Genomic DNA, 24,947 nt, shown 5'->3' with positions numbered 1-24,947 from the left:
GTCAGGAAGCGACCCATCGGTAGAGAAGGCTATCGGCGAGAGCGCTCAGGCCCCACCACAGCAGAATGAAGAGAGCTAGTTCGAGCAGGCTCGGGTGCCAGAGCAGCCGATAGACCGGCAGGCGCTGTAGGAACCCCCGTGCAAGATAGACGAGGACCGCCGCCAGAACGCCCCAGGCGAGCGCCGCCGGCATGTAGACGCCGAGCACATTGAGCTCCTCGATCATGCCCCCCCCCCTGCCCTTGGCGAAGCGATGTCGGGTGCTCCGGCGGCCGGGAAGAGATTGCAACGCATCCCGACAAGCGCCCGCAAGGCAGGCCGACGATGCGCGTCGAGTGGCTGGCTGAGAAGTGCCTCCAAGGCCCGATCGATCGGATCGAGCAGCCCAGGCGGCGGCGCATCCGCATGGCCATGCCGCCAGCGCTCGCCATAAAATGCCGCCAACCCGGCCAGCACCGAACCCAGGCGGTGACGCACGTCATGCGGGACATGAGACAACGCCCGGCGGATCGGGATGATGTTGCGGCCGATCCTGAGGTCCGCCAGACCATCGGCGGCGTGGAGTGCATCGCCGGCGGTTGCCACAGCCATGCGCGCGGCCACCTGCCCGAGCCGGTCGACCGCTCTTGCCGTCCAGCGGTCCGGGCGAAAGGGTCGGCGAATGTCGGCAAGCAGGGCAAGCTCACTCCAGTTCGCGCGCAGGATGCGCCGCGCGGTCCACAGAACATTGGCCGATCGGAACATCCGCGTGACCGCAAGCGTGGCGACAATTCCACCGAGCTGCGCCAGCCCGGTGTTGATGAACAGCGCGAAATCGGCCTGGAAGCGCGCAAGAAAGCCCATGGCGACAATGAAGCAGGAGAACATCGGTAAGGCCTGCGGCGCGCGCGCGGGATCGGCCTGGATATAGCCCATCCACAGCAGGGCCGGCGCCAAGGTGATGATCAGCATCTCATAACCATCGACCCGGGGGAGGATCACGAAGAGGTAGAGGGCCGCCAATGGGAAAGTCTTGAGCGTCGCCACGAGATAGCGACCGATCACCGGTGCGGGATCGTCCTGCGCCGCAAAGGAACAGGTGATGAGCGCTGCGAAGGCGGCCGTCGCCGATCCGTTCGGCCAGGCAAGCAGGATCCAGACGGCACAATAGAGCCCGATCGCCGTGGCGGTCGCCAGTCCCGCCAGCGCGGCGACACCATGATCGCGGGCAAGGGAAAAGGGTTCTGCGGCGAGAATTTTGGCGCTGGGGCGTCCCGGTGACCCGATCCTGTCCGCCAGCCTTCGGCTTGCCGCCAATGCGGTCAGAAACTCGGCGATGCGGATACAGGCGCTCGCGGTCAGCAGCCCGCTCCAGTCGCCCCGCGCTTCGGCGGCCTCCGCCAGCGTGTCGCACCGCCGCACCAGCGATCTCACCCGATGCAGCTCGCTTTGCTCATCGTCCAGCCAATCGGTGGCGTCGGCAAGCAGAGCCTCGAGATCCGCTGGAAGATCGCCGCCTTCCCGCAGGCGATCGAGCCGGTTCGCCGCAGCCGAGGCGAGCGGCAGGATGGTGGCGAGCTGCTGTTGCAGTGCCGTAACTCGCCGCCGGGTCGCGGGCGCCCAGCGCTGATCGAACGGCAAATGGACCGCGATCATGCCGAGTTCGGTGACGTCTGCCGCCAACATGCGCCGATGCGCATCCTCGAGGCGTGTATGATGACTGCCAAGCGCTTCCGCCGTCCAGCGGCGAGCATGGCCTAGAAATGATTGGACGCGCGCGCGGATAGCCGGCGTCGCGCTCCAGGGCTGGAGCAGCGCATGGACCGCGGTCACGCATAATATCGCGACGGTCATCTCCTGCACGCGCGCGGCTGTCGTCTCGAAAATATTCCCCGGGTCATCGAGATAGGGAAAGCTGATCACCGCTGAGCTGAATGCCGCCATCTGGAACAGAAAGGCGCGCGGCGTGCGATCGAGAACCGCAAGATAGATGCAGAAGCCGGTCCATGCCGCGAGACACAGAACGAGAAGCTCGGGCGAGTTCTGCAGATTGGGCACCAGCAGGATCGTGGCGGCCGCGCCCGTCAATATCCCGCCCAGGCGATAGAGAACTTTGGGCCGGAAGGCGCCGGCCATCGGCTGGGCGGTGACGTAGACGGTCAACAAAGCCCACCAGGGGCGCGGCAGGCTGGCCGAAAAGGCAATGGCCAGCGTAGCGGCCGCAGCCAGCAAGCTGCTCAGCGAGAAGAGCAGCTTCTGGGGATCGATCACCAACGGAGAGGCCGGCCAGCGCTTTTCGCCGGCGAACGCAACAAGCATCACTGACAACCATGACAAACGGGATTGTCACGATCGACAGCGATCGTGGTCATTACCTCCCATGGATACGGGAAGAGCCTTTAACCGAGCCGGTGCGTCGAATCGTAGATCAAAATATTGATAGAGAAACGCAAATATCTTGCGGTTAATTGTTCTTCCGGGATGAGCGCGAATTGATGCCCCGGCCTGTCTTATCCGAAGCATCAGACATGTCCTGCCCTTTCCCCGAAACGAAGAAAGCGGCGATCGGCACGGCCAGGAAGATGAGCAGCATGATCTGCTCTTCCCTCAGAAGACGATATTCGCTGAGGCAATAGAGGATGAAGGCGAGTCCAGCGAGCACAAGCGTCCATAGCGCCCGCTGCCAAGTAAATACGGCCTGCGTAGAAGGGTCTCGCGACATAAGCCTCTCCATGCGGCATCCTCTCCCGTTGATGCTCGCTCTCGACCAGCTATCTTCATGGCCTGATGGAACAGGGGTGAAAGATAGCACGCGATGTCGCAAACGAATGTTTTTGCAGGCTATCCGCAAAAATTCTGAGGTTTGATTAACGGAATGGGCACATGGCGAGCCGTTGGACAGGAATGCCTATTCCTTCGTGGTTAGGCATGGGACTCCGCCCTCAAAGTCGCCTCGACCAGACGACGCACCTTCCCTCGGCATGCAGCGTCCGAACCGCCGGCAGCGGCTTCACGCCGAGCCCGTCTGACGAAATTGCGCATTTCAGCGAAGCTGGGCCTTCTGTTCTGACCCAGCACCGCGATGAGGGCGGGATAGATCCAAATCTGCGTCGCCATCACTGTCTTCCTCCAGGAATGGCGGAGCGGCCCGGTTTCGTGTCGCGCGACGGCCCTCCTTCCTGTTCTTCCCGACCTACAAAATAGAGCAGGCCCGATCCAACCAAAGCGAATACGGTGGCCATTTTCACGAACTCACTGTGCCCCAACGCAGCCAGCCAGGCACCACCGACTATGATGAGCAGAAGAGGCGCGCCCCAGCGCGGATGATGAACACGGGTGGCAACCCACCAGGCCAGACAGGAGAGCGACACCGCCACCAGCAAGCTGCCCAGCGTCAGGCCGACAGCAGTGACCAGGATTTTCAACATCGGCATATCGGCCTCCATTGACGCCCCTCCGCCTCTCTTATTCTAATATATCGTATTGCGATATATTTACAAGGGGCGCGTCCGGTGCGTTGAAGCAGGCGTTGGCTTCAAGGCCGTGTTCGCGGCCGCCCACTCGCAGCGCGAACGCGCTTCAAAGCAACAAAGGCGCCCATCATCGTCTCAACCTCGCCTGCCAGGACGAACGCAAAGGCTCCCGAAACTTCAAACCAGAGGAAGAAATTGCGTCATCCGGTGGCGCATTGAGGATGCCGCAGCGCCCAGATCGGCACCCGTCCATCGGTCGCGGACTGATAGACGTCAGGGTAGCGGTGCAGCGCCGCATCGACGGCACCCGGATCGAAGGGCTCGTCGGGCTCGAAGCTGTCGAAGCCGCAGCGCCGCATGAAGAATAGGAGATCGACCAGCACATCGCCGATCGCGCGGATCTCACCCTCATAGCCCGCCTCGCGCAATATGCTCGCGCTGGAAAAGCCCCGGCCATCGCGAAACCGCGGAAAATCGATCTCGACGAGCCGCACGCGCCCGAGCTCGGGCAAGAGCGCGCGCACATCGTCGCCGGCCTCGAGCAGAACCGAAGTCGCATTCTTCTGATCGAGGAATGCATCGAGCGTGACCCCTGGCTCATCGGGCGCGGGATCGTCGCGAAAGCGTAGCGGATCACCCATAAATCGCCTCCTTGAATGGATCCATGCCTACCCGGCGATAGCAATCGAGGAAACGCTCGCCGGGTTCGCGGATTTCGCGGTAGCGTTCGATCGTGCGTTCGACGGCATCGACGATCCCGGTCTCGTCGAAGCCCGGCCCGGTAATCTTGGCCTGCGAGACATCCTCGGTCCCGGAACCGCCAAGCAGCAACTGATAATTCTCCGTGCCCTTCCGGTCGACGCCAAGAATGCCGATATGGGCCGCATGGTGATGGCCGCAGGCGTTGATGCAGCCCGAAATCTTGATTTTGAGTTCACCGAGGTCGAGTTGCCGATTGAGATCGGCAAAGCGCTCGGCGATCTGCTGCGCGACGGGTATCGAACGCGCATTGGCAAGACTGCAATAGTCGAGGCCCGGGCAGGCGATGATGTCAGTTACGAGGCCCAGATTGACGCTTGCCAGTCCCGCCGCGTCCAACGCCTGCCAGACCGCATGCAGATCCCGCTTGCGCACATGCGGCAGCACGAGGTTCTGGACATGCGTCGAGCGCAGGTCATCGAAGCTATAGCGTTCGGCAAGGTCAGCTACGAGATCCATCTGCTCGGCCGAAATGTCGCCGGCGATGCCTCCGTCGGGCTTGAGACTGATATTGACGATGGCATAGCCGGGCGCCTTATGCGCGGCGACCTGGCGATCGACCCATAGAGCGAAGTCGGGATCGGAGCGGTCGACCTCCTCGGGAAGCCCGGTCTCGAACGGCGGCGGTTCGAAATGGGCGGCAATCCTGTCATACTCAGCCTGCGGAAAATCCCGACCCAGCGTCAGGATATGCGCGAACTCCATCTCGACCTGACGGCGGAACTCATCTTCACCCAATTCATGGACAAGGATCTTCATCCGCTGCTTGTGGATGTTGTCCCGCCGCGCGTGCCTGTTCCACACTCGCAGGATCGCCTGGATATAGGAAAAGATCTGGCTTGCCGGACAGAACTCCCTGATCAGGAAAGCGATAATGGGCGTGCGTCCCATACCGCCGCCAGCATAGACCTCGAATCCCTTCTCGCCCGTCTCGTTCTTGACGATGCGTAGCGCACAGTCGTGCCAGCGCAGAGCGGCACGGTCTTCCTGCGCGGCGATCACTGCGATCTTGAACTTGCGCGGCAGATAGCTGAATTCTGGATGGAACGTCGTGGCCTGGCGGATCAGTTCGGCCCAGGGCCGCGGATCGCATATCTCGTCGGGAGCAGCTCCAGCATAATGATCCGCCGACAGGTTGCGAATGCTCTCGCCGCTCGTCTGGATGGCGTGCATTTCCACCGTCGCGAGCTCAGCGAGGATGTCGGGCGCCTCCGCCAGTTTGATCCAGTTATATTGGATGTTCTGCCGCGTCGTGAAATGACCGTAGCCTCGGTCATATTTGCGCGCGATATGCGCCAGCTTGCGCATTTGCCGCGAATTGAGCGTGCCGTAAGGCACCGCTACGCGCAGCATATAAGCGTGCAGTTGCAGGTAGAGCCCATTCTTGAGCCGCAGAGGCTTGAACTGGTCTTCGCTGAGATGGCCTTCGATCCGACGGCGCGTCTGGTCGCGAAACTCTTCGACCCGGGCATCGACCATGGCCTGATCATACTCGTCGTATTTGTACATATCAGCCTCTCACGCCCAAGGGGACATCAGCATGGCATCACGAGCACTCATGCACAAAATGACTTTTAATGCAGCGATCCATCAAAATAATTGCTCGATAAGGCAGGTCGCTGCAGGTCAATAACCATGGGCCAATCGTTGCAAGCCGGCATCGAGGGCAATCCCGGCCTTAACATGCCTGTAACATACAGGTATGGTGTTTGCAGATTGTTTCTCGGGAGTTTTGCGTGCGGCTGACACGCTACACGGATTATTCACTGCGGGTCTTGATTCACCTGGCCCTTCACGACGAGCGCCTGTGTTCGATCGGCGAAATTGCGCGGGCTTATGATGTCTCCCACAATCACCTGATGAAGGTCGTCAACGCCCTGGCGCACGAAGGCTTCATCGAAACCGTTCGCGGTCGCGCCGGTGGCATGCGTCTCGCCCGACCAGCGGATGAGATCACTGTCGGCGAGGTCGTCCGCCGCACCGAGGAAGGCTTCCAGCTCGCGGATTGTTCCGGGTGCGCGCTGTCTCCCGCATGCGGACTGACCGGCGTACTGGCACAAGGCATGCAGGCGATGATGGCGGTATTCGATACCTACAGGATTTCCGACCTGTTGACCGATCGTGAGGCGATGAAGCGGCTGATCAACCGCCAATCACCGCTCGGCGTCGGCATGGACTGAATGGTACAGCTTGCGGATTTCTGCGCAGGTCAATGCTCCGCTTCAAGATGCGCTGCGGCGCGATCGATGTTGACGCGATGGCTCTCGAGCATCTCGCGCAAATCGGCATGTAATGCCTCGTCACGAATCTTGGGGGTCAGCGCTTCCAGTTTGCGAACCACCCAGGCCTGACCGCGGTTGAGAAAGGCCAGCCTTTCAAGCGGATCAGGGATTGCCAGCGCCTTCTCGTAAAAGGCGCCGGTCTTGCGCGAGGCCGCTGCGCCCAGTCGCCTGATCTGCCTCGAGAGCATCGCGCACCAACGCGCTTCGTCGGCACGGACCGATCGCATCAGTTCGGCATAGTCGGGATCGCTCGCCGACTTGGCGCTGGCGAGCGCGACGCGTGCGCCGGCCCGTTCGGCTTCCAGCAGTTCGTTGAGCGCCGCGAGGATCTCCTCGCGACCGGCAAAGCCCATGTAAATGTCATCGGCTTCGCTGGCGTAGCAGACGGGCGAGGTTGGTTCGTTCACCATCATGCGGTAATCGCCGCGGCCGCCTTGAGGCCGGCACGAATGCGGTCCATCACGCCCGGGTCGGCCTTTGTGCTGTGGACCACATAGGCCGAGTACGAAAATTCAGGACTTCCGGGAACAAGAGCGAGGCGACCTTCCTCGAGATAGGAGCGAATGAAGCCTTTGCGAAAATAGCCGCTCCCCCCTGTCGCCAGGATATAATCGAGCGCGAGCGGACCATAGCTGATCGAAACGACGGCGTTGGGCTGATCCGGAAATGCGGCGTGATAGCTTGCGGCAAACTCCTCGCCCCAATCGATCTGGACATGATCTTCTGGCGCGAGGGGGCTGCTGGTTGGCGTGGTCCGCACCAGGACCAGCTTTTCCTCGAACAATAGTTCGGCGATGATCCCCGGACGGCTCGGCGCGGCATAGAGCACAGCCATGTCAAGTGAGCCATCCTGGACCTGCTCCATCAGGCGTTCGGATGCGTCTATGTGGGTGCTTACCGCGATTTCCGGACATTCCCGTCGCATCCAGAGCAGCCAGTGCCGCAGCAAGGGACTCCACAGACTGAGTTCGGCGCCGACCGTCACCACGGTCTCCCGTCCCGGCGGGAGCGCGACGGCGCGGCGCGCCCGATCCCAGACCTGCACCATGGTGGTTGCAAAACGCAGAAACTGCTCGCCCGCCGGTGTCAGCTTCGCACCTGCCTTGTTACGGATGAATACCGGCCGATCGAGCAGGTCTTCAAGCACCCGGATACGGGCACTTACCGCGGTCTGCGTGAGGTGAAGGTTTGCCGCGGCACTCACAAAACTGCCGGTTTTCACGACTTCCAGGAATGTGCGCGCAACATTTATATCCATAAACCATCATCCTTGCACTCAAAGTGCAATAATATTCATTTGCTTGCTTCATGGTAGCGGGCCGATGATGGGGGCACAAGGCAGGACCCGTGTGACGGCCCTCGACAGGCACCAACAACGATAAGGCGTCCAACGGTTTGGGCGAACTTCCAGATGAAACCTTTAGGCCGCTTCACGCCCGAACCGCCGCCGCCCCGAGCCGAAATCTGGAAAGTCAGCATAGCGCTGGCCTTGCTGGTTTTAGGGATAGGCATCGCACTCTTCAGTTTTCACGACGCTGGTGCGATCAGCGACGATGTCTTTGTTGCCGTGATGGTCTTCGTGCCCGCGGTTTGTATCGGCGTGATCCTCTCTCTCGATTGGGAACAGACGGCACATCGCCGAGCGCGTCAGCACTGGCAGGAAGTGCCCCCTCCGTTTGACTTCATTGCGCTGTGGCCACCTGAAGCCCGAGAGCCGTTGGGCGAAGACGCCCCTAATTTTCAGGAAACCTGTCGCCGCAAACCGCCTCCCTCGTCACGGACAAAGCAGCCGTGAATGCCGACAACGATGATGACCGGCAAGCGCGTGGACCAGAGCGCCCTCCCTCCATGTCCGGCCTCTATCTGATCTTCGCCGCAAGCATCGCCTTCGTCTCGATCCGCCTTTTTGTCGATTTGCTCCGCCAAAACGGCTTCGTAGCCGAAGGGGACGGCAATGGGATAGTGCTGTTCGCCATGCCGATAGCCCTCCTCGTGATCGTGGGGCTCGGACCGGGAACCCGACGCTAAGTTATACCCAATACTTTTGCTGATAAATAATAATAACATTCGTTTGTATGATGCTTCGCCCATCTCCACATCAGATCTGCGATATGAAGGAGTTCCCATGGCCATTCAGCTCGGGCAGATCGCCCCCGATTTCGAGCAGGACAGCACGCACGGTCGCATCAGCTTCCACGATTGGCTGGATGGAAGCTGGGGTATCCTGTTCAGCCATCCCAAGAATTTTACGCCGGTCTGCACGACGGAACTGGGCGAGGTCGCCAAGCTCCGGTCCGAATGGGACAAACGCAACGTCAAACCCATTGGCCTCTCGGTGGATCCGGTCGAAGCCCATCACAAATGGGAGCTCGACATTCACGAAACCCAAGGGACGAAACTCGACTTCCCGATGATCGCGGATGCCGACGCCAGGGTGTCGACGCTTTACGACATGATCCATCCCGAGAGCGACCCAACGGTCACAGTCCGTTCCGTCTTCGTCATTGACCCGTCGCGCAAAGTACGGCTGATCCTGACCTATCCGCCTTCGACCGGTCGGAACTTTGCCGAGATCCTTCGCGCCGTCGACAGTCTTCAACTGACAGACGCCCGTAGCATCGCGACGCCCGTCAACTGGGAGCCCGGCGAGCCGGTCGTGATATCGCCGAAGCTGTCGGACGAGGAGGCATCACGGCAGTTCCCGCAAGGCTACAGGACGCTGAAGCCTTACCTCCGGGTGGTCGATCTGCAGGCTCCCAGGCAATGAAGAAATCGCGAGAGACTGGAGAGGAGGCCGTCGCCGGCGGACTCGATGACGGCGGACTCTCTGGCTTGTTGACCCGCAACCGTGCATGGGCTGCTGCGAAAACCCTGGCCGATCCCGGCTTCTTCAAACGGCTCGTTGGTCAACAACGACCTCGCTATTTCTGGATCGGCTGTTCGGATAGTCGGGTGCCCGCCACGGAAATCGTGGATCTCGATCCGGGCGAGATGTTCGTTCACCGCAATGTCGCCAATCTCACCATGCCGACCGATCCCAATTTCGCAGCCGCCTTGCAGTTCGCTGTCGATGTTCTGAAAGTCGAGCACATCATTGTCGTGGGCCACTACGGTTGCGGCGGGATTCAAGCCGCGATGACACAGGCTAGCGACGACGCGATCGGAGCCTGGCTCGCCCCGGTGCGCCCCCTCTATCAAACGGGTTCCGGTACACTGGAGGTCAATGCCGACCGCTTGTGCGAGCACAATATCCGCGCTCAGGTGGCGGCACTCGCAGCTAATCCTTTGGTTCTCCAGGCTTGGGCACGGCACGCCTCGCTGACGCTTCACGGTTGGGTTTACGCCATTGGAGATGGTCTGCTGCGGCCGGTTTGCTCACCCATAAGCCGCGCCCCGAATGAGGCAGCCCCCGGACGCCTGGTCGAAGGTACGACATGAACGCCGCGGGCGTCCTGTGCCGCGTAAGGGCGATTGGTCATGACGACAGCCTCGTGAACGCCATCTCCGCATGTCAGGGCGCGTGCGAACCCGATCGCGACATTGATGCACGGATTGCGCTGGCCGTATTTCCGGCGCTGCGCAGCTTGACCGTTATCGCTCCCGGAGTCTGGCGGCAGGACGACGGCAGCCACGTTCGGGCACTGCTCTACACGGCAACTTGCCGCGCTGCCGCTATGTTGGTGCCACCCGGTTATTGGATCGAAGCCGGCCCCCAGGGGACAACCGTGGTGGGCGAGCTTGGCCAATGGACAGCCCATCACCCGGTTGAGGCAATCGCCCTGTGCATGGCCGCGCTCGATGCGCGAAGGGCAGAGCTGTCCTATGCACATTGACCGTTCTCTCCAAACACCATTGCAGCGCCCTGTGCCGCTGCATCAGCAATGATCCCGCAGCCCTCATCATCAGGACGGTCCTACCGGCTTATCTGCGCCGATTGGTGCCACACTCGTCATCACGCGTCGGCCGAAACGATTTCCGGCGCTATTTCTGCTCAAGGAGACAAGCGATGGCTGATCAAAGCCGCAATGCTGCAATAGCCCAATCCGACGTTGAGAGGCTCGTCTTCGAATTGCCTCCCCTGCCCTATGGGACCAAGGATCTCGAGCCTGTCCTCTCGGCGGAAACACTGGAGATCCACCACGGCAAACATCACGCACGCTACGTGGAAACGCTCAATCGGCTGCTGTCAGAGCAGAATTTTTCGGCCCAGAGGCTCGAGGAAATCATCCGGATCGCCCACGGCAGCGGCACGAAGGGCGTCTTCAACAATGCAGCCCAGGCATGGAACCATAGCTTCTTTTGGGAGAGCATGGCGCCGAAAGCGGTCAAACCTTCGGGACTCCTCGCCAGCGCCATTTCGTCCGAATTCGGGAGTCTCGAAACGCTCGGGGAGGAACGGGCCATTTCGGATCGGGCTGGGTCTGGCTCATCGCGAAGCGCGACAAGCTCGAGGTGATCTCGACCCACGACGCGGGTAGTCCGATCCTTGAGGAAGGGGTGACGCCGCTTCTTGCCTGCGACGTGTGGGAGCATGCCTATTACATCGACTACCGTCAGGATCGCGCGGGTTGGCTCACGTCCTGGTGGAACAGGCTCGCAAACTGGGGCTTCGCCGAAACGCAGTTTGACGCGGCGATCGGCCAGGACAAGCCGTGGCGCTACCCAGCACCACCGGCCGCCCGTTGAAGAAAGAGGAGAACGAAATGCTCATTGACGTTTGGGCTGGCGACAGCAGTTCCGCAGCAGCCTGGGGCAGTTTTCACTTCGCGCGGTCGCCCCAGGCAGGAGAAGAGGTTGAGATCGACGGAACGGTCGTGGTCGTCACACGAGCCTGGCATCGACCCAGTATCTATTACAAGGGTGCCAAGTTCGCGATCCTCGTCGAGGAACCTGTCGCCGACGCCCAAGTGCGTCCAGAAGTCCGCGATCACGCCGACATGGCGGTTTGAGCAGACCCGGAGAAGGGCGACATCGCCCTTCTCCGCGCTCAGTCAGGCGGCGAGCAATTCGTCTGCCGGACCGAAGAATTCGTAGTGAATTCGGTCGGAGGGGACGCCAGCCAGCGACAAGGTAGAGACGGCGTGGCGCAGAAACGGACGTGGTCCGCAGATATAGTAATCGGCCTCACCCACCGGCGTGTTGGCGACCAGCCATTCGTCGGTGATGATGCCGGCTACGTCATAATCCTGTCCTGCGACTTCACCTTCGAGCGGGGTCTGATGAAAATCGGTGACGGTGATTGACTTGCCCCGCCCAGCGACAGCGCGAACATGATCACGCATTGCGTGGGTATCGCGGTCATGGGTTCCGTGGACATAATGCACGGGGATTCCGGCGCCGTCCTCTGCAAGCGTTTCGAGCATCGCCACCATCGGGGTCAGGCCCACACCGCCCGACAGGAGGATCACCGGGCGTTCGACATGCGCTGCCAAGAAGAATTCGCCTGCAGGCGCTGCCACTTTGAGCACCGTGCCCGGTTTGGCGTCATCATGGAGCCAGCCCGACGCAAGGCCATGCAGTTCGCGCTTGACCGAAATGCGATAGGTCTCGCCGTTGGGGGCTGCTGAAATCGAATAGTTGCGCTTGACGGGCGGATGCCCCGGAATTTCGAGCCAGAAGGTCAGATACTGCCCCGGCTTGTGCCGCATGACGGCCCCGCCATCGACGGGGCGCAGAATAAAGGAATTGATGACGCTGCTCTCACGCACGACGTCCTCGACGCGAAATTCGCGCCAGCCATTCCATCCGCCGCTCGCGTCCTTCTGCTCCGAGTAGACCCGTTGCTCGCGGGCGATCAGGATGTTGGCCAGGAACCAGTAGGCTTCGCCCCAGGCAGCAAGAATTTCATCGGTCGCCGCATCGCCCAGCACTGCCTTGATCGCCCCCAGGAGCGCCTCGGCTACGTGCGGATAATGTTCAGGCAGAATCTGCAGGCCAACATGCTTCTGCGCGATCCGCTCAACCGCCGGCGCGAGCGCACCGAGATTTTCGATGTTGCTCGCATAGGCGAGAATAGCGCCGGTAAGCGCACGTGGCTGCGAACCGGCGTCGCCATGATGCGACTGATTGAAAAGGTCACGAATTTCCGGATTCTGGAACATGCGGGAATACATCTCGTGCACGATGTCGAGGCCATGGGCTTCGAGTGCGGGCACGGTCGCCTTGACGAGCGCTATGGTCTGATCGCTGAGGGGCTGTGTCATCAACTTCTCCTTTTTGCACGCGTTGGAAATCCCGGACTGTCAGAGCCCGGGCTTGTGATCGTAAAAATCCACCTGCATCTTCATCGGCCCTGTCGGCGTTACGAAATGCGGTTGCTGAGGGAGGAGCAAACCAGGCTGGTCCGGCGTCAGGATGATCTCCGAAGGTGGCTCGAGGTAGGTTAGCCTGAGTTCGCCTTCGAGAACCCGGATCACGCCCCAAACACCTGCCTTCGTGTCATGTCGCGCGCGCAAGGCAGCCGGCAGCGTATCCTGATCGAACACCGGCGTGGAACGATAAGGCAAGTTGTCAGTCATGGGCTTGCACTCGTCGCTCGGGTGCATCCGCCTGTTTGGCTCTAGTGCCCGTTGCGGCACCCCGCCCTTCCAGTTGGAAGAACATCGCGAGTTGCAGGCTCTCGGCGATCCGCCTCGCCTTCGCCTGTAGTGCCGCGGCCGCTTCTGACGTCATCATGTCATTGGTCGTTTGCACCCAGAGCGCGAGCCACCGCTCGAAGAGCGCGGGTGTTATCCTAGCCTTATGCTTCAAATGGGCCGGCACCGGTTGACCCTTGTATCGGCCACTGGTGAGCATGACGGAGGACCAGAATGCAGTCAGCTTCCCAAGATGCTCCGGCCAATCGTCGATCGCATCGTTGAAAATCGGCCCAAGTTCGGCGTCGGCCCGGACCCGCGCGTAGAACTCTTCCACCAAAGGAGCCAGCTCTTCCTCTCTGATTATCGAGGCATCGACCACGACTCGCGCTCCAATCATGTATTACAAATACATCTATATCAATTGCGCTGATGGAGCAAGCCCCCTGCTTGAAGCAGGGATTCTAAGAAAGGCTGGACAGGGCAGTGAATTGCTCTCCAGGCTTGCCTATCGTTCGAGATCTTTTGCCGTTTTATCGGCCGCCGCGCGATGCTGTTCTCGCGTTTCGTCCCGGCGCTGCTCTGTCTCCCGCATACGCGGTGCGCGGACCTGGCCGCCACGTTCGAGGGTTTGGGCAACCGCCTCGCGCGCAGCGACCTTCATGCGGGCCGCTTCCCGTGAATCTGAGCCATATTTCTTATCTATCGCCGCATCCATCGCCGCGACCTGTTTTGCCGCAGGATTGGTGCGCTTGTCCTGTAGGCGTTCGCTCTGCGTCATCTGCCGAAAATCACTGGCAACCCGCCGATCGCGATCTTGCCGCGCCGGATCGCGGGAACCGTCCGATTTCTCATTGGGCTTGCCGCTCGACGCGGCCTGCTCGTTCCTATCGTCAGCCATTATCCCTTAGCTCCTTTCAGAAATGCCAAAGCGTCACTGTCTCCCCCGTCGCCATGTGCGCCGTCATCGACCGTGGAGCCGTTTTCCGGGCTGTCAGCATCTTCCGGCCGCTCCACGTCCCTATCTCGCTGATCGCCGCTCGCAGGACCATTCTCGCTCGCCGGATCGGCCGAGGCGACAACGCCGGCGAGGTCATCGAAATTGATGCCGGTGAAATCAGCATTCAGACCCAGCGCCTCGAAGAATGCCGTTGCCTTGTGCGGATCGCCATCGTCGGGCAGCTCATCGAACGGGAAGCCGACCAGACGCGCGAACTCGACACCGGCCAACGCATCCTGATCGCTCATTTCGGGGGCTTCGGCCCCTTCGATGATGGCGAGGGAGCGCCGAGCTATGGAAGGATCGAGAGGCCGCGGCGTCACAGGCGGCGCGACCATGCTGGACGCCTTCACCATCCACTTGTCCTTGTAGTAGCGGATTTTTCGGCCCTTGAGCGGCGGGATACCCGCCCGCAGCACAATCACTTCCTCCTGCGATAGCAGAAGCAGTTCTTGTGGGAGCATCAGCGGGCGGCGCTGATCGGACGTGGACACCGAGCCTTCCCAGGCGTCCCATATCCGCCGCGATCGGCTCTTAGCCTGGAAGGTGTAATTGCCGAGGCGTTCGGAAATCTCCTTGGCTACGTCGATATGCTTGGGCGTGAATACCAGCTCGACGCCGCAATTCTGGACAATCTCGCTGGTAACGTCCGGTCCATATACGTCCCGCAACTGCGCCCGCGCCTGGATGACGGGTAGCAGCCGGATGCCGTAGCCCGCGACATAGGAGAATCCCGCCGCGATCACGCTGGCGCGGCCGAGGCGGGCAAATTCGTCCAGCAACAGGAGGAGCTTGATTGGATGCTTCCCCGTCTTCTCGTCGGGCAGCTCTCGCACGTTCAGGTCTATGAGCTGCTGAAACAGCAGATTGTAGATGTCCGAAACTCGCTCGATATTGTCGGGCGAGACGCCGAGGTAGAGCGAGATCGGCCGCGAGCGGAACTCGCGCAGGTCGAAATCCGATTCCGATGTGGCCGCGTCCACATAGGGGTTGATCCATAGGTTGATCTTGGCCGACACCGATTGCCGGATGCCGGTAAAGGTGTTCGCGGAACTCGAAATCCAGTCATTGAGCGCAGAAATGCAGGCTTCGGAGAGCGGGTTTCGTTGTGCCTGCCTTTGCTTGATGATCTTGGGAAACCGCTCTTTGGCGTCGCCGGCGCTGAAATTGCGATAGACCTCGCCCATGGTGAACGGCAGCACGGGCGTAGCCGCGATATAGGCCGCAACGCCGATGAAGGCGGTTCGCGCGCTGTCCATCCAGAAGCTTTCGCCGTTGGCCGGGGGCGGCCACAGCATCGCCGCGATCTTCTGCAGCTCGTCAATGACCTCGACCGGATCGCTCCGGTTAATGTGTGAGAAGGGATTGAAACGGCAGGTGCGGCCTTGCGGGTCGAGGGGATCGAACAGCAGCACTTGATGGCCGAGGCTCTTGCGCCACCCCGCCGATTTCTCCCAATTTTCCTGCTTCACGTCGAGAACGACGACCGAATCTGCCCAGGTCAGAAGGTTGGGGATCACGACGCCGACGCCCTTACCGGCGCGGGTTGGCGCTTCCAGCAACACATGCTCCGTTCCGCCGAACTGGACGAAGCCGTTGCCGCTCTTGCCCAGGAGCAAGCCTTCCCGGTCCATCAGGCCCGCCGCCTTGGCCTCGCTGTGCCTGGCCCAGCGCGCCGCGCCGTGCAGGGCGTCCTTGCGGTTGATATAGATCATCGCGGCGATCAGGCCACCAGCGGCGGCAACGCCGCCGACACCCTTTGCGAGCCAACCCATCACGAATGGATTGTGGCGGTAGAACCAAAAATATTGCGGCATTTTCGCCAAATTCAGGTCCGTCCTGAACTGCCCCATGCCGATGATCGCAACCAGGCCGCCGAGCAGGAAAACCACGACGACCGCGAACAGCCCGTAAACAATCAGATCACGGCGACCCATGCCCAGGCCCTCCCTACATGCCGGATGTGTCCGGCTCGAAATAGATTTCCGTCACGCGAAAGCGGCCATCGACCTTCTTGCACTGAACGACCACATCAACGAGGAGGTGCAGCAGATCGAGAATGTCCTTGCGTTCCAGATCGCGGCCGCCTTCGGATTCCTTCACCAGCAGGGAAAGTTGCTCGAAGGCGAGAGCGGCGGAATCGGCGTGAACGGTGGTGATCGAGCCGGGATGGCCGCTGTTGACGTTCCGCAGATAGAAAAAGGCGGTGCCGTCACGCAGCTCTTGCAGCAAAATGCGGTCAGGCCGCATCCGCAGGCTGGCCTCGAGCAAATGCTTTGCCCCCACCTGTGCTTGCCCCTGCCCGTCCTTGGAATAGAGCATATGGACGGCGTTGCGGTGCGGCACGATCAGTTCGCGCGTGTCCTCGATCGTCAGAAGCCGCTCATCGGGCGGGATCAGTTGAATGAGCGCCTTGGAAAGCGTCGTCTTGCCCGATCCGGTCGCGCCTGAGATCAGGATATTCTTGCGGGATTTCACCGCCAGTTCGAGGAACGCAGGCCAATCCCCCTTTTGCTTGAGGGCGATCAGGTCCGCGTCAGCGACCGAAGTCCGCCCGCGCGCGATCTTGGTTTGCTCGAACAGCCCGCCGGCATCCAGTTCTTCAAGCCCGAATGTCCGGGTCGATGGCTTGCGGATCGTGATGGAATATAGGCCGAGATCGCAAGCGGGCGGCGCTACGATCTGGACGCGCTCGCCCGTGGGCAGACTGGTGGAGCAGATCGGCGTTTGCGGCCCGATCTTCTGCTTGGTGTAATTCGCCATCGAGTTCGACAGCGTTTCCAACCAATTCACCGTCAACTTATCGTCGTTGACCCATTCCCAACCGCCCCGGCCCTCGATGCCGATTTCGTGCGGCTTGTTGATGACGAGTTCCGTCACCGCGTCCGCATCGAGCAAAGATCGGAGCGGTTGGAGGTGGTGCAACAATATCGACTGGTCGAACATCAGCGCCGCAGCCTCAAGGAATAGACCCCGCTAAAGTCCACATCGCGCGCGACCATGATGGTCATTTCGCGGCCCTGGGGCGCGCGAAGGCGTGGCCGTATCCGCTGGGAATCCTGCGCGGCGATCGCCGCCGCCGTGTTCGGCGCGCGCATCGTCTCTTCGACCCCGGAAACCTCATTGCTGATCGCATTGCCGGCGTCCCCGACGATGGAGAGCAACAGTGCCCCACCGAACCGCTGCCAAAAGAACGTATCGACCTTTCCGCCCATCCCGGCGCGGCCGAGCTGATCGGCCGCAGGAGAGCCGAGGCTGACCGAAATGCCCGATGGCGTGATGGCCCGGTTCCACAGCACGAAAATGCGATGCTCGCCGGTCGAGAACCCGCCCTGATACTCGCCCAGGACGCGCGTTCCCTTTTCCATCAGGATCACATTGCCGTTGGCCGACCAAATATCTTGCGGGATGACGCAGCTCGTCAGGCCGGGTTGCGTCGAATCCATCGCCGTTTGCAGCACGCAAGGAATCTGCATTCCCGCCGTGATGAGGAAATTGCGATTTGGGAGGCGACCGGCAGAGACTTGTTGAATGTCCATGCCGTTGAGCTTGGACTGGAGCGGATTGAGCGCGGTGGCGCCGCCGCCCTGTTCGCCCCCTGCTCCGCCAGCGCCGGCACCGCCAACCCGCAAATTGCTGAACGGGCCAGCATTGCCGCCCGTCAAAGCTTGCTGGCCGATGTTAGGCGACACTGCCATGATCGGCGCTCGCCGCATCGCGTCTTGCCGGGCCTGTTCGCGCTGGAGGGCCGCAAGCCGTTCCTGGCGGGCCTTCTCGGCTCGTTCATAGGCGGGATCATTCCCACGCCCATTGGGACCGGGAACCATCGCCCCGCCCGACAAATCCTGACCCGGGCCAGCGGCCATGATCGGATTACCGAACGGGTCCGTTCCGACCTGCTGCATTCCAGCGCCGGGGTCATCCTGTTTCACGACGACCGAGGCCGCTTGGCGTGCCGACTTCTCGGCCGACGCATCATCGAGCCGGAAAGTTGCGTCAGTTTGCGTCCCGGCAGCCTTCTTGTCGGCCTGCGATGCCATCGAATAGACCACGAAGCCGAGGAAGGCCGCACCCAGCGCCGCAGCTCCCATCGCGCCCTTGCCCATCGACTGCAACCGACCGCGCGGGTTGAATGCCTTGCGGTCGATTTCCGGCGTCGTGCTGTTCGCGTCCTTTAGAACTTCGTCGCGCACGTCCGTATCGTCGTAGGTCGGGCGTACCTGGTCGTCGCCCTGCTGGGCCTTTTGCTCAATTTCGCTCATTGCCGGCTGCTCCCGTCCAAACTGCGTTCCACATCGGGCGAAGCCGTCCCCGATGAATTGTCCGGCCCATAGCGGTCATAGGCATTGTTCCAGATGCAGGAGAGCGCATCGCCCCTCCGCAAGCGGAACTGCCGCGCGACCTCATGGATCACGACAAATTCGCCCCGAACATCATAGGGCACGACCGCTTCCGACCCATCGGGCCGCACCGTGAAGATCGCCGGGAGCTGCTGATTGCGGGGGAACCGCATAATCGTGAACTGCCCGTTGTCCGTCACCTCTGACGGAGCGAGATCCGATGACCCCGCGAGCGAGTAGTTCAGATTCCGCGTGCCCTGGACTGCCGCGGCTTCCAGCGCCACCTTGACCCCGCCCGCCTCGACCATCAGCATTTGCAACTGAACCTGCTGCAACTGCGCTTGCCGTGCTGCTGCCGCTTCCTCAGCCGGATAGCGGAAACGGACCACGAATTGCGCGTCCGTCCCTGGCGCTATCGCCCCGCTCCGTGCCGACAGCGCGAATGTATAGGTGCGAACCACCCCGCCCTTCCGGGTGACGACGATCAGGTTTGTCGCCGGTGCCTTCTCGCGGGGTTTGATGAAGAGGATGTTTTCAGCGGGGGCGACCTCCCAAGAAACCGTGTCACCCAGCGCCACGCTCGAAATCGCTTCCCCGTCCCCGAAAACGATTTGCGATGCGGCGCGGAAAACCCCGTTTATCCGCACCACTTCATCCGTATTGTAATTGATATAGCGGATGCGGGTATCTTGCCGACCCGAACGAGGGACTTCCTCGCCAAAGGCCGGTGTGGTGACGATCGCGGCGGCCAGCGCGCCGCCCATCAGAATGTTCCGAAAGCCGGTCATCGCGCAATCTCCGGGTCAGCGCGGTAGCTGACCACCTGAAAGCCGAGCGGGTTGTCGAGCCTGCCCGCTTCGGTTGTCGGCCGATCCACATATTTGAAATTGACGGTCGCAATCCAATTGCTGGTTTCATCCGGCGCGTTGCCAGGACGCATGACCGAACGGACAAAGCGCACCTGGGCCACGCGATCGTTGATGAAGGTGATGTTGCGAACGGCGGCCGAGACGATCTCCCCGCCTTGATAATTCGCAACGGGGCTGTTCGGGTTTTGCGGCCGACGCTGGGCAGCGAACTTTTCCTGCTCCTGCGCTATCGACAGCGACAGCACCTTGTTTTGCATTTCCTTCGCGCTGGCGCCGTTCCACCCCTCCCGGTTCCGCACATATTCGGACAGGAAGAATTTGTTGACCGCCTCGTCGGCCGTGATGTTCCGCGTGTTGGTCAACCGCGTCACCACATCGACGCCGCCAGTCTGGCGATCGACGCGGATCACATAGGGTTCCACCGATCGCAGCGGGGCCACCACATGCCAGCCCAGCATGAGCAGCCCGAAGGCAACCCCGCCAGCACCGGCCAGATAGGCGATGCGCTTTTGCTTGTTTGCCTCTCGAACACGATCAAAGTCCCAATCCTTCGCTTCCGCGAAATATTTGTCGAGTTCGCTCTTCTTCTTCACGCTGAGGGCCATCGTCAGCAGCTCCCATAAGCAAGTTGAGGTGACGCCGGATCGCGGCGCATCGAGAGCGGCCGACCGGCAGGCGGCGGGGCGGGTGCCCGATCCTGTGCAGTCGGGGGCGCCGGCACCGCCGCATCGGCGGGCGGGCTGTCCGGGTTGCCCTGCGCGCCATCACGGCCGAACACCATCACGTCACGGCCAGAAGCTGACCCTTGGGGGACGGCACTCACCGCCGCTTGCTGGAAAACCGAGCCGTTCGGATTGGCGGGCTGCGCGCTTCCCCGGCTGCACTGTTTCGGCGGATTGCGGCTCTCCGAGGTCGTTGCACAAGCCGCCAAAGCGCAGCTCGCTACCCCGACGCAGAGAATCCTTCCCCATCGGCGCGCACCAGACGCGCCGTGATTCAACAACCACATTGCTATTCTCCTATCTGTTGCCGGGCCTGGACGACGCACCGGACAGCGACGTCCGACCCGAAGATGCTTGAGCTTGTGAAATGAAACTGGCGCGCGCGGCGGATTGCCGGTTGAGGCTCCAGCGCGCGGTATTCCCGACCGCGTTTGCTGCCTTTCTCGGCGCGGCGATCCCCCCCGAAACCAGCCTGCGTTGCAGCGTCGAGGGATAGAGCGCCGACAAGAAGCCAGCGCCCGACGAACCTCCGCCGCCCGCGAAAGACCCGATCGACTGCGCCTGCAAGATCAGGAAGCCGCCGACGAGGACCGCGACCAATTGCAGGCACATTGCCGCAATCGCCGTCCAAGTATCGCCGCCGTCCCCGGCACCGACCGAACCCGGAATGGCGTTCACCAACGCCACGACGAACAAGAGCGCGATCGCCACGGCCGCAGTCTGGATGGCGTAGTTCAGCACCGCGCCGAGCCAGCTAAAGAACAGCCCGGACGAGGACGGGAAGATGAGAGCGCCGACGAAAATCGGCATGGTGGCGATCGTCACGAACAGCCCGAACTTGATGAACAGCACAATCGTCATCGCAATCGCGGCGATGATGTAGGCGAGCAGCATGATGACGATGACCATGAGGCCGGTCGCAAGATTCGGGATGGTCACTGGAATGAAGGTGCTGGCTTCGACCCAAGGCTCCATGGAGTTATGGATCGACAAGGCCGGTTCGACGGCGTTCTTCACGAAGGCGTCAAAGGAGGCGTTCAACGCCCCGCCGCCCAGCGCGCTTGCGAGCTGATCGGGGGCTTGCTGCGCCGCCGCTGCTATCTGTGGCGCTATGCTCGATGTAGCGGCCATGATGACGAGATAGCATTTGAGCCAGGTGCTAAGATAATTGCCGAAAGGCTCATTCGAGACGCCGCGCATGATGGCGAAGCCGACAATCACGAGATTGATCGCCATGGCCGTTTGCAGCGGTGCCGACACCAGGCCCATGACTGCCGCATATTTCCCGGCGAGCGTCCCGGTAATCTGGCCTTCGAGCATGTTGTAAATCGCGTCGAGCGCCATGGATCACCTATTTCCCGTTCCAAGTCGGAAAGATCGAACCATCCTTGATATTCTTCTTCGTCCTGGCCCGATCGCGCTCGAACGCCTCGCGTGCTGCGCGCTGGATTGCCACGGAGGCGTTGCCGCAGTTGACGCCGGCGTCTCCGTTGCTCTGGCAGCGCGCGGACTTCTCGCGCGCTTCGTCCAAATGCTGCTTGTAATATTCGACCGACTTTTCTTCCTCGCCGCAGGCGGCCAGCGGAAGCGCCGCGAACGCTAGGACTGCAAAACACTTCCGCATGGCCTTCTCCTTCGGGGTCAGTTGCCGTTCCAAGTCGGCCAGATTTTTCCGCTGTCGATATTCTCCTGCGTCCGGCGCTGAGACGCGGCGAAGTCGGCCGACGACTTCGTTGCCATCGCCGCGCGGGCTGCCTGTTCAGCTGCCTGCATTTGGAGAAGGCGATTGTTGATGCCGGCGTTTTCGATCGCGGCACGAGCGGCAATGTCCTGAGACTCGCGGAGCGTCGAGGCCGACGACAGGCCGGTATTGAGCTGTTTCAGGCCGTCGCCCGTCGCCTCTGTGGCGTCGAGCATATATTCGCCATAGGCTTGATCGCGCGCGCTCGCCGTCGAGGCCCTTCTGAGAACCCCTTGGGCGTCACCAAGCCGTGAATCGAGACCTGAGAGCGAGAAATCGTTGCCGCTCATGATGGATTCGGCCCTGTTGCCGATCGCGCCCAGGTCGCGCAGATCGCCGGAAATCAGGCTCACCGACTGCTGCATACCGTCCGGCAAGGCGCTTTGCAGAATGGGGGAATCCAGCAAGTTGCTCACGCTGCGAATTTGCGAGATGCTGTTGAGCGCGCTGTAGAGGCGCTGGGCCTCCTGCAATTGCTGCAAGGTGTTCCGTGCCGTCTGGAGGGCCTGCGCGATAGACCGCACATCGACCACCGCCATTTGGGCGTGAGCGGGTGCAGCCATGAACAGGGCGGCCGCCACAGCCAGCGCGGCCTCTGTGATCTTTCTCCTCATATCAATTGCTCCATTCTCTACGCCCGACCGAGCGCCAGCGGCGCTTGAACTCAGGCATCCACGCATCGGGATCATCCCCGAACTCTGCCCGCAGCTCGTCGAGCAACTGGACAGTGCCTTGGCGGCCGGAAAGCACCGCCAATTCGTCATCCATGCCGTTCAGGTCCAATTCGACCACCACGGAATCATGGCCTTGTTTGATGAGAAAGCGCCGGCTTTCCGGCGACAGATCGACCTTGATAAGCCGGAACTCGGCTTCGGTCAGATTGAGGCCGTCAATATAGTCGCGGGCCTGCGCGTTGGGGTTCGGCAAAAGGATCTTCGTCGGGCATTGCTCGATGATGGTTTCGGCAATGTCCGAGCGCAGCGCGTCCGCCGGCGACTGCGTGCCGAACATCATCATGGCGTTGCGCTTACGATAGGTCTTCAGGCCGTCGCGCGCGAAGTGACGAAACGCCGGATCGCCCAGCGCCTTCCAAAATTCGTCAATGTCGATGATGACCGGCTTGCCGTCCACAATGTCATCGAGACGATGGAACAGGTAGCTCATGAGCGGCGGGCGGATCGCGTTGTTTTCAAGGAAATCGGTCATATCGAAGCCCATCAACCGGGCATCGAGCCGCAGCGTGTCCGCCTCATTGTCGAACACCCAGCCAAACTCGCCGCTCTTGGTCCACCGCTCCAATCGCGCGCCGATCCCATCGACGCTCGTTTGATCGAGCTGCGAACGCACCGCAGAGAGCGACCGCACTTCCTGGGGGAGACGGCCGACCGCTTCGAGCGCCTGGTTGAGCTGGTAAAGCTCCTGTGGCGACAACTCGCTGCCTTCGGGCGTCACGAGCTGGCGCAGCCAGGCCGAAAGAAACTCGCGGTTGCGCGGACCATGATCTAGCGCCTTCAACGGCGCGAAGCCCGAAGACTGGCCGTTTTTCAGCGCGAGATAGGTTCCGCCCGACGCGCGCACGAAGATTTCCGCGCCCCGGTCCTTGTCGACGAACGCCATGCGCGCGCCGGTCTTTTCGGCCTGCGACAGCATGAAATTCTGGATGACCGTCTTACCGCCGCCCGAAGGACCGAGGATCAGCGTATGTCCCACGTCCCCGAAGTGGAAATTGAAGTAGAATGGGGAATTGGCCGTTGTCTTGAGCAGCGCGATTGCATCGCCCCAATGGTTCCCCTCTGGCTGGCCGAGCGGATAGGTATGGATCGGCGCCAGCGCCGCGAAATTCCGCGACGTGAGGGCCGCAGGCCGCGTCCGCCACGCGAAATTGCCCGGCAGCAGCGACCAATAGGCCGCTTCAAGAGCTAGATCCTCGCGGGCGGCGACAATGCCGCTTTCCGACAGCGCCGCACGCGCTACGCTCAGATTCTCCGCTAGAATCTTGGGCGTCTCCCCGAACACGGAAAGCGCAAGATGATGCTCGCCCAGGACGAAGCGATTGGACTGCAAATCGTCCATCGCCTCATCCAGTTGGGCTTGCTGGCTAAAGGCAACGTCATCGGTCGCGCTCAACTGCGCGCGCTTCCGCCTTGCCGTCTCCATGCCCATCTGCTTGCCGAGGAAGGCGAAGCCCTGGCCCAGCACAAATTCAAACTTGGCTTCGAGCAGGGCATTTAGCTGGCCCGGAAAGGTCCGGGCCGCATGTTCGCGCACCGCGAGGATGCCGCCATAGCGGGAACCACCCGGCTCGCGGACCTCGAACAGCTCCTGCCCGAAGATGACCCGATCCGAATAGATCGCGCGGCCCAGGTGGCCGCGCACTAGCGGCACGCGGCGCTTGTCGGCCGTCATGACACGCTGCAACAGTTCCATAGGCTCGCTGAATTGCAGCCCATTGAACTCGTAGATGCCGAGGACGCGCGGCTTGATGCGCCCCATGAGCTTTTCCACGTCCCGCAGAATGTCGGTGAACGTCTCGACAATATCCTCTTCGGCTTCGGCCGCGGTTGCCTTCGAGAACATTGAAAACACCGACTTTGCCGCCTTGTCGGCCGCGCCGACAGCGGGCCGGTAGATGACCGTCAGGAAATGCTCATTGACGAACATGCGCTTGGCGAGGACGCGGCCCCTGTAGGTCGCATCAAGATCGCGGGCGAAGTCCGAGCGGAAATCACCGTCAGGATAGCCGCGCTCGATACGGCGGATGGTATGCACCATCACCGCTACGCGCTCATGCGCGAGCGTGCGCCAAGCGGTGTTCAGCTTTTCGTGCCAATCGTTGATGGTTGAAATATCGGCCGTCTCGAAGGCAATCCCGTCGAGCGCGAAAACGGCCATATATTCGCCGTTGTCGAGCGCCAGAATATGCTCGTTCACATGACGCGCATAGGGGAGATACTGCGACGGGTCGCGTTCGAGCTTGATCGGCGGCTTGGTCTTAAACACGGTCAAACCCCTTCCGCTGGACGCCCGCGACGGGGAGCGGGGAATAGCTCGACCCGCCCCAAATCATCTTGTTCGGCGCCGGCGCCTTGGTGCGGCCGAACAGGAAAATGATCTTGAACATATTGTAGTCGCTACGGACGATGAGCCGCGCGGTGGCGAGAAGCGCGCCGCCGATCGCCAGCGCCCAAATCGGATTGCCCAGCACCA

29 protein-coding genes and 1 pseudogene are annotated in these 24,947 nt (G+C 61.5%); 8 read left to right on the top strand and 22 right to left on the bottom strand.

Annotated features, from left to right (window positions below; translation table 11 throughout):
* Nucleotide 1: 1 nt before the first annotated feature.
* The 6 genes from J3E64_RS19275 to J3E64_RS19250 all read right to left on the bottom strand — a co-directional run bounded on the left by J3E64_RS19275 (nucleotide 2) and on the right by J3E64_RS19250 (nucleotide 5,720).
* The gene (locus J3E64_RS19275) at nucleotides 2-226 is read right to left on the bottom strand and encodes a DUF1656 domain-containing protein (RefSeq protein WP_056379665.1); all 225 of its coding nucleotides are present in this window, start codon (nucleotides 224-226) and stop codon (nucleotides 2-4) included.
* Nucleotides 223-2,298, bottom strand: coding sequence for an FUSC family protein (locus J3E64_RS19270; RefSeq protein WP_253344766.1), 2,076 nt, complete (start codon nucleotides 2,296-2,298; stop codon nucleotides 223-225). The genes J3E64_RS19275 and J3E64_RS19270 overlap by 4 nt, the downstream gene beginning before the upstream one ends.
* A 145-nt stretch (nucleotides 2,299-2,443) precedes the next feature.
* Complete coding sequence (locus J3E64_RS19265) at nucleotides 2,444-2,713, bottom strand: hypothetical protein (RefSeq protein WP_253344765.1); 270 nt, start codon at nucleotides 2,711-2,713, stop codon at nucleotides 2,444-2,446.
* A 382-nt stretch (nucleotides 2,714-3,095) separates the two neighbouring features.
* On the bottom strand, nucleotides 3,096-3,425 hold the full coding sequence (locus J3E64_RS19260; RefSeq protein ID WP_253344764.1) for a hypothetical protein: 330 nt from the start codon (nucleotides 3,423-3,425) through the stop codon (nucleotides 3,096-3,098).
* Between the two features lie 227 nt (nucleotides 3,426-3,652).
* Nucleotides 3,653-4,093 (bottom strand): DUF934 domain-containing protein, encoded by a 441-nt coding sequence (locus J3E64_RS19255; RefSeq protein ID WP_056379657.1) that lies wholly within the window; start codon nucleotides 4,091-4,093, stop codon nucleotides 3,653-3,655.
* Entirely contained in the window at nucleotides 4,086-5,720 is a 1,635-nt protein-coding gene (locus J3E64_RS19250) for a nitrite/sulfite reductase (protein WP_253344762.1), read from the bottom strand. The genes J3E64_RS19255 and J3E64_RS19250 overlap by 8 nt, the downstream gene beginning before the upstream one ends.
* Nucleotides 5,721-5,947: 227 nt before the next feature.
* Here J3E64_RS19250 and J3E64_RS19245 point away from each other — a divergent pair, with 227 nt between their 5' ends.
* Nucleotides 5,948-6,391 (top strand): Rrf2 family transcriptional regulator, encoded by a 444-nt coding sequence (locus tag J3E64_RS19245; protein WP_253344761.1) that lies wholly within the window; start codon nucleotides 5,948-5,950, stop codon nucleotides 6,389-6,391.
* Nucleotides 6,392-6,420: 29 nt separating this feature from the next.
* Here J3E64_RS19245 and J3E64_RS19240 read toward each other — a convergent pair whose 3' ends face one another.
* Together J3E64_RS19240 and J3E64_RS19235 are read right to left on the bottom strand one after the other, a co-directional pair.
* A complete protein-coding gene (locus J3E64_RS19240) occupies nucleotides 6,421-6,906 on the bottom strand; it encodes a DUF6306 domain-containing protein (protein ID WP_253344760.1) in 486 nt (161 codons plus the stop codon).
* A complete protein-coding gene (locus J3E64_RS19235; protein WP_010126890.1) occupies nucleotides 6,903-7,751 on the bottom strand; it encodes a LysR family transcriptional regulator in 849 nt (282 codons plus the stop codon). Before J3E64_RS19235 ends, J3E64_RS19240 begins: the two co-directional genes overlap by 4 nt.
* A gap of 153 nt (nucleotides 7,752-7,904) precedes the next feature.
* On the opposite strand from J3E64_RS19235, the gene J3E64_RS19230 reads away from it, so the two are divergent.
* The 7 genes and pseudogenes from J3E64_RS19230 to J3E64_RS19200 all read left to right on the top strand — a co-directional run bounded on the left by J3E64_RS19230 (nucleotide 7,905) and on the right by J3E64_RS19200 (nucleotide 11,442).
* Entirely contained in the window at nucleotides 7,905-8,288 is a 384-nt protein-coding gene (locus J3E64_RS19230; RefSeq protein WP_253344759.1) for a hypothetical protein, read from the top strand.
* Nucleotides 8,285-8,521, top strand: a complete 237-nt coding sequence (locus J3E64_RS19225) for a hypothetical protein (RefSeq protein ID WP_253344758.1) — start codon at nucleotides 8,285-8,287, stop codon at nucleotides 8,519-8,521. The genes J3E64_RS19230 and J3E64_RS19225 overlap by 4 nt, the downstream gene beginning before the upstream one ends.
* 97 nt (nucleotides 8,522-8,618) lie before the next feature.
* Entirely contained in the window at nucleotides 8,619-9,260 is a 642-nt protein-coding gene (locus J3E64_RS19220) for a peroxiredoxin (RefSeq protein WP_253344757.1), read from the top strand.
* On the top strand, nucleotides 9,257-9,931 hold the full coding sequence (locus J3E64_RS19215) for a carbonic anhydrase (protein ID WP_253344756.1): 675 nt from the start codon (nucleotides 9,257-9,259) through the stop codon (nucleotides 9,929-9,931). Before J3E64_RS19220 ends, J3E64_RS19215 begins: the two co-directional genes overlap by 4 nt.
* Nucleotides 9,928-10,326, top strand: coding sequence for a hypothetical protein (locus J3E64_RS19210; protein ID WP_253344754.1), 399 nt, complete (start codon nucleotides 9,928-9,930; stop codon nucleotides 10,324-10,326). The genes J3E64_RS19215 and J3E64_RS19210 overlap by 4 nt, the downstream gene beginning before the upstream one ends.
* Nucleotides 10,327-10,499: 173 nt before the next feature.
* Nucleotides 10,500-11,179 (top strand): annotated as a pseudogene (locus tag J3E64_RS20885) (superoxide dismutase).
* Nucleotides 11,180-11,196: 17 nt separating this feature from the next.
* Nucleotides 11,197-11,442, top strand: a complete 246-nt coding sequence (locus J3E64_RS19200; RefSeq protein WP_253344752.1) for a hypothetical protein — start codon at nucleotides 11,197-11,199, stop codon at nucleotides 11,440-11,442.
* A gap of 42 nt (nucleotides 11,443-11,484) precedes the next feature.
* On the opposite strand, the gene hmpA is transcribed toward J3E64_RS19200, so the two are convergent.
* The 14 genes from hmpA to J3E64_RS19130 all read right to left on the bottom strand — a co-directional run.
* Nucleotides 11,485-12,696 (bottom strand): NO-inducible flavohemoprotein, encoded by a 1,212-nt coding sequence (gene hmpA / locus J3E64_RS19195; protein ID WP_253344750.1) that lies wholly within the window; start codon nucleotides 12,694-12,696, stop codon nucleotides 11,485-11,487.
* A gap of 39 nt (nucleotides 12,697-12,735) precedes the next feature.
* A complete protein-coding gene (locus J3E64_RS19190; protein WP_253344748.1) occupies nucleotides 12,736-13,011 on the bottom strand; it encodes a DUF1971 domain-containing protein in 276 nt (91 codons plus the stop codon).
* Nucleotides 13,004-13,450 carry a group III truncated hemoglobin gene (locus J3E64_RS19185; RefSeq protein WP_253344746.1) on the bottom strand — a complete coding sequence of 149 codons (447 nt, stop codon included), beginning with the start codon at nucleotides 13,448-13,450 and terminating at the stop codon, nucleotides 13,004-13,006. Before J3E64_RS19185 ends, J3E64_RS19190 begins: the two co-directional genes overlap by 8 nt.
* 126 nt (nucleotides 13,451-13,576) lie before the next feature.
* Nucleotides 13,577-13,969, bottom strand: coding sequence for a hypothetical protein (locus J3E64_RS19180; RefSeq protein ID WP_253344744.1), 393 nt, complete (start codon nucleotides 13,967-13,969; stop codon nucleotides 13,577-13,579).
* Nucleotides 13,969-16,005: a type IV secretory system conjugative DNA transfer family protein gene (locus J3E64_RS19175; RefSeq protein WP_253344742.1), complete on the bottom strand. Its 2,037-nt coding sequence runs from the start codon at nucleotides 16,003-16,005 to the stop codon at nucleotides 13,969-13,971. The genes J3E64_RS19180 and J3E64_RS19175 overlap by 1 nt, the downstream gene beginning before the upstream one ends.
* A gap of 13 nt (nucleotides 16,006-16,018) precedes the next feature.
* On the bottom strand, nucleotides 16,019-17,014 hold the full coding sequence (gene virB11, locus J3E64_RS19170; protein WP_192669661.1) for a P-type DNA transfer ATPase VirB11: 996 nt from the start codon (nucleotides 17,012-17,014) through the stop codon (nucleotides 16,019-16,021).
* On the bottom strand, nucleotides 17,014-18,330 hold the full coding sequence (gene virB10 / locus J3E64_RS19165; RefSeq protein ID WP_253344740.1) for a type IV secretion system protein VirB10: 1,317 nt from the start codon (nucleotides 18,328-18,330) through the stop codon (nucleotides 17,014-17,016). Before virB10 ends, virB11 begins: the two co-directional genes overlap by 1 nt.
* On the bottom strand, nucleotides 18,327-19,196 hold the full coding sequence (gene virB9, locus J3E64_RS19160) for a P-type conjugative transfer protein VirB9 (protein ID WP_253344738.1): 870 nt from the start codon (nucleotides 19,194-19,196) through the stop codon (nucleotides 18,327-18,329). The genes virB10 and virB9 overlap by 4 nt, the downstream gene beginning before the upstream one ends.
* Nucleotides 19,193-19,882, bottom strand: coding sequence for a virB8 family protein (locus tag J3E64_RS19155; RefSeq protein ID WP_253344736.1), 690 nt, complete (start codon nucleotides 19,880-19,882; stop codon nucleotides 19,193-19,195). The genes virB9 and J3E64_RS19155 overlap by 4 nt, the downstream gene beginning before the upstream one ends.
* Before the next feature lie 414 nt (nucleotides 19,883-20,296).
* A complete protein-coding gene (locus J3E64_RS19150; protein WP_253344734.1) occupies nucleotides 20,297-21,343 on the bottom strand; it encodes a type IV secretion system protein in 1,047 nt (348 codons plus the stop codon).
* Nucleotides 21,344-21,350: 7 nt separating this feature from the next.
* The gene (locus J3E64_RS19145) at nucleotides 21,351-21,623 is read right to left on the bottom strand and encodes an EexN family lipoprotein (RefSeq protein WP_253344732.1); all 273 of its coding nucleotides are present in this window, start codon (nucleotides 21,621-21,623) and stop codon (nucleotides 21,351-21,353) included.
* A 17-nt stretch (nucleotides 21,624-21,640) separates the two neighbouring features.
* Complete coding sequence (locus tag J3E64_RS19140; protein ID WP_253344731.1) at nucleotides 21,641-22,321, bottom strand: type IV secretion system protein; 681 nt, start codon at nucleotides 22,319-22,321, stop codon at nucleotides 21,641-21,643.
* A 34-nt stretch (nucleotides 22,322-22,355) separates the two neighbouring features.
* Nucleotides 22,356-24,740 carry a VirB4 family type IV secretion/conjugal transfer ATPase gene (locus tag J3E64_RS19135; RefSeq protein ID WP_253344730.1) on the bottom strand — a complete coding sequence of 795 codons (2,385 nt, stop codon included), beginning with the start codon at nucleotides 24,738-24,740 and terminating at the stop codon, nucleotides 22,356-22,358.
* Nucleotides 24,733-24,947: VirB3 family type IV secretion system protein (locus J3E64_RS19130; protein ID WP_253344729.1), on the bottom strand; the 215-nt coding region annotated here is incomplete at its 5' end. The genes J3E64_RS19130 and J3E64_RS19135, both read right to left, overlap by 8 nt.

It is taken from the genome of Sphingobium sp. OAS761 (assembly GCF_024168485.1).
GTDB lineage: Bacteria > Pseudomonadota > Alphaproteobacteria > Sphingomonadales > Sphingomonadaceae > Sphingobium.
The sequence above is the reverse complement of the archived record's forward strand: the minus strand, read 5'-3'. Positions and strand labels throughout refer to the sequence as shown.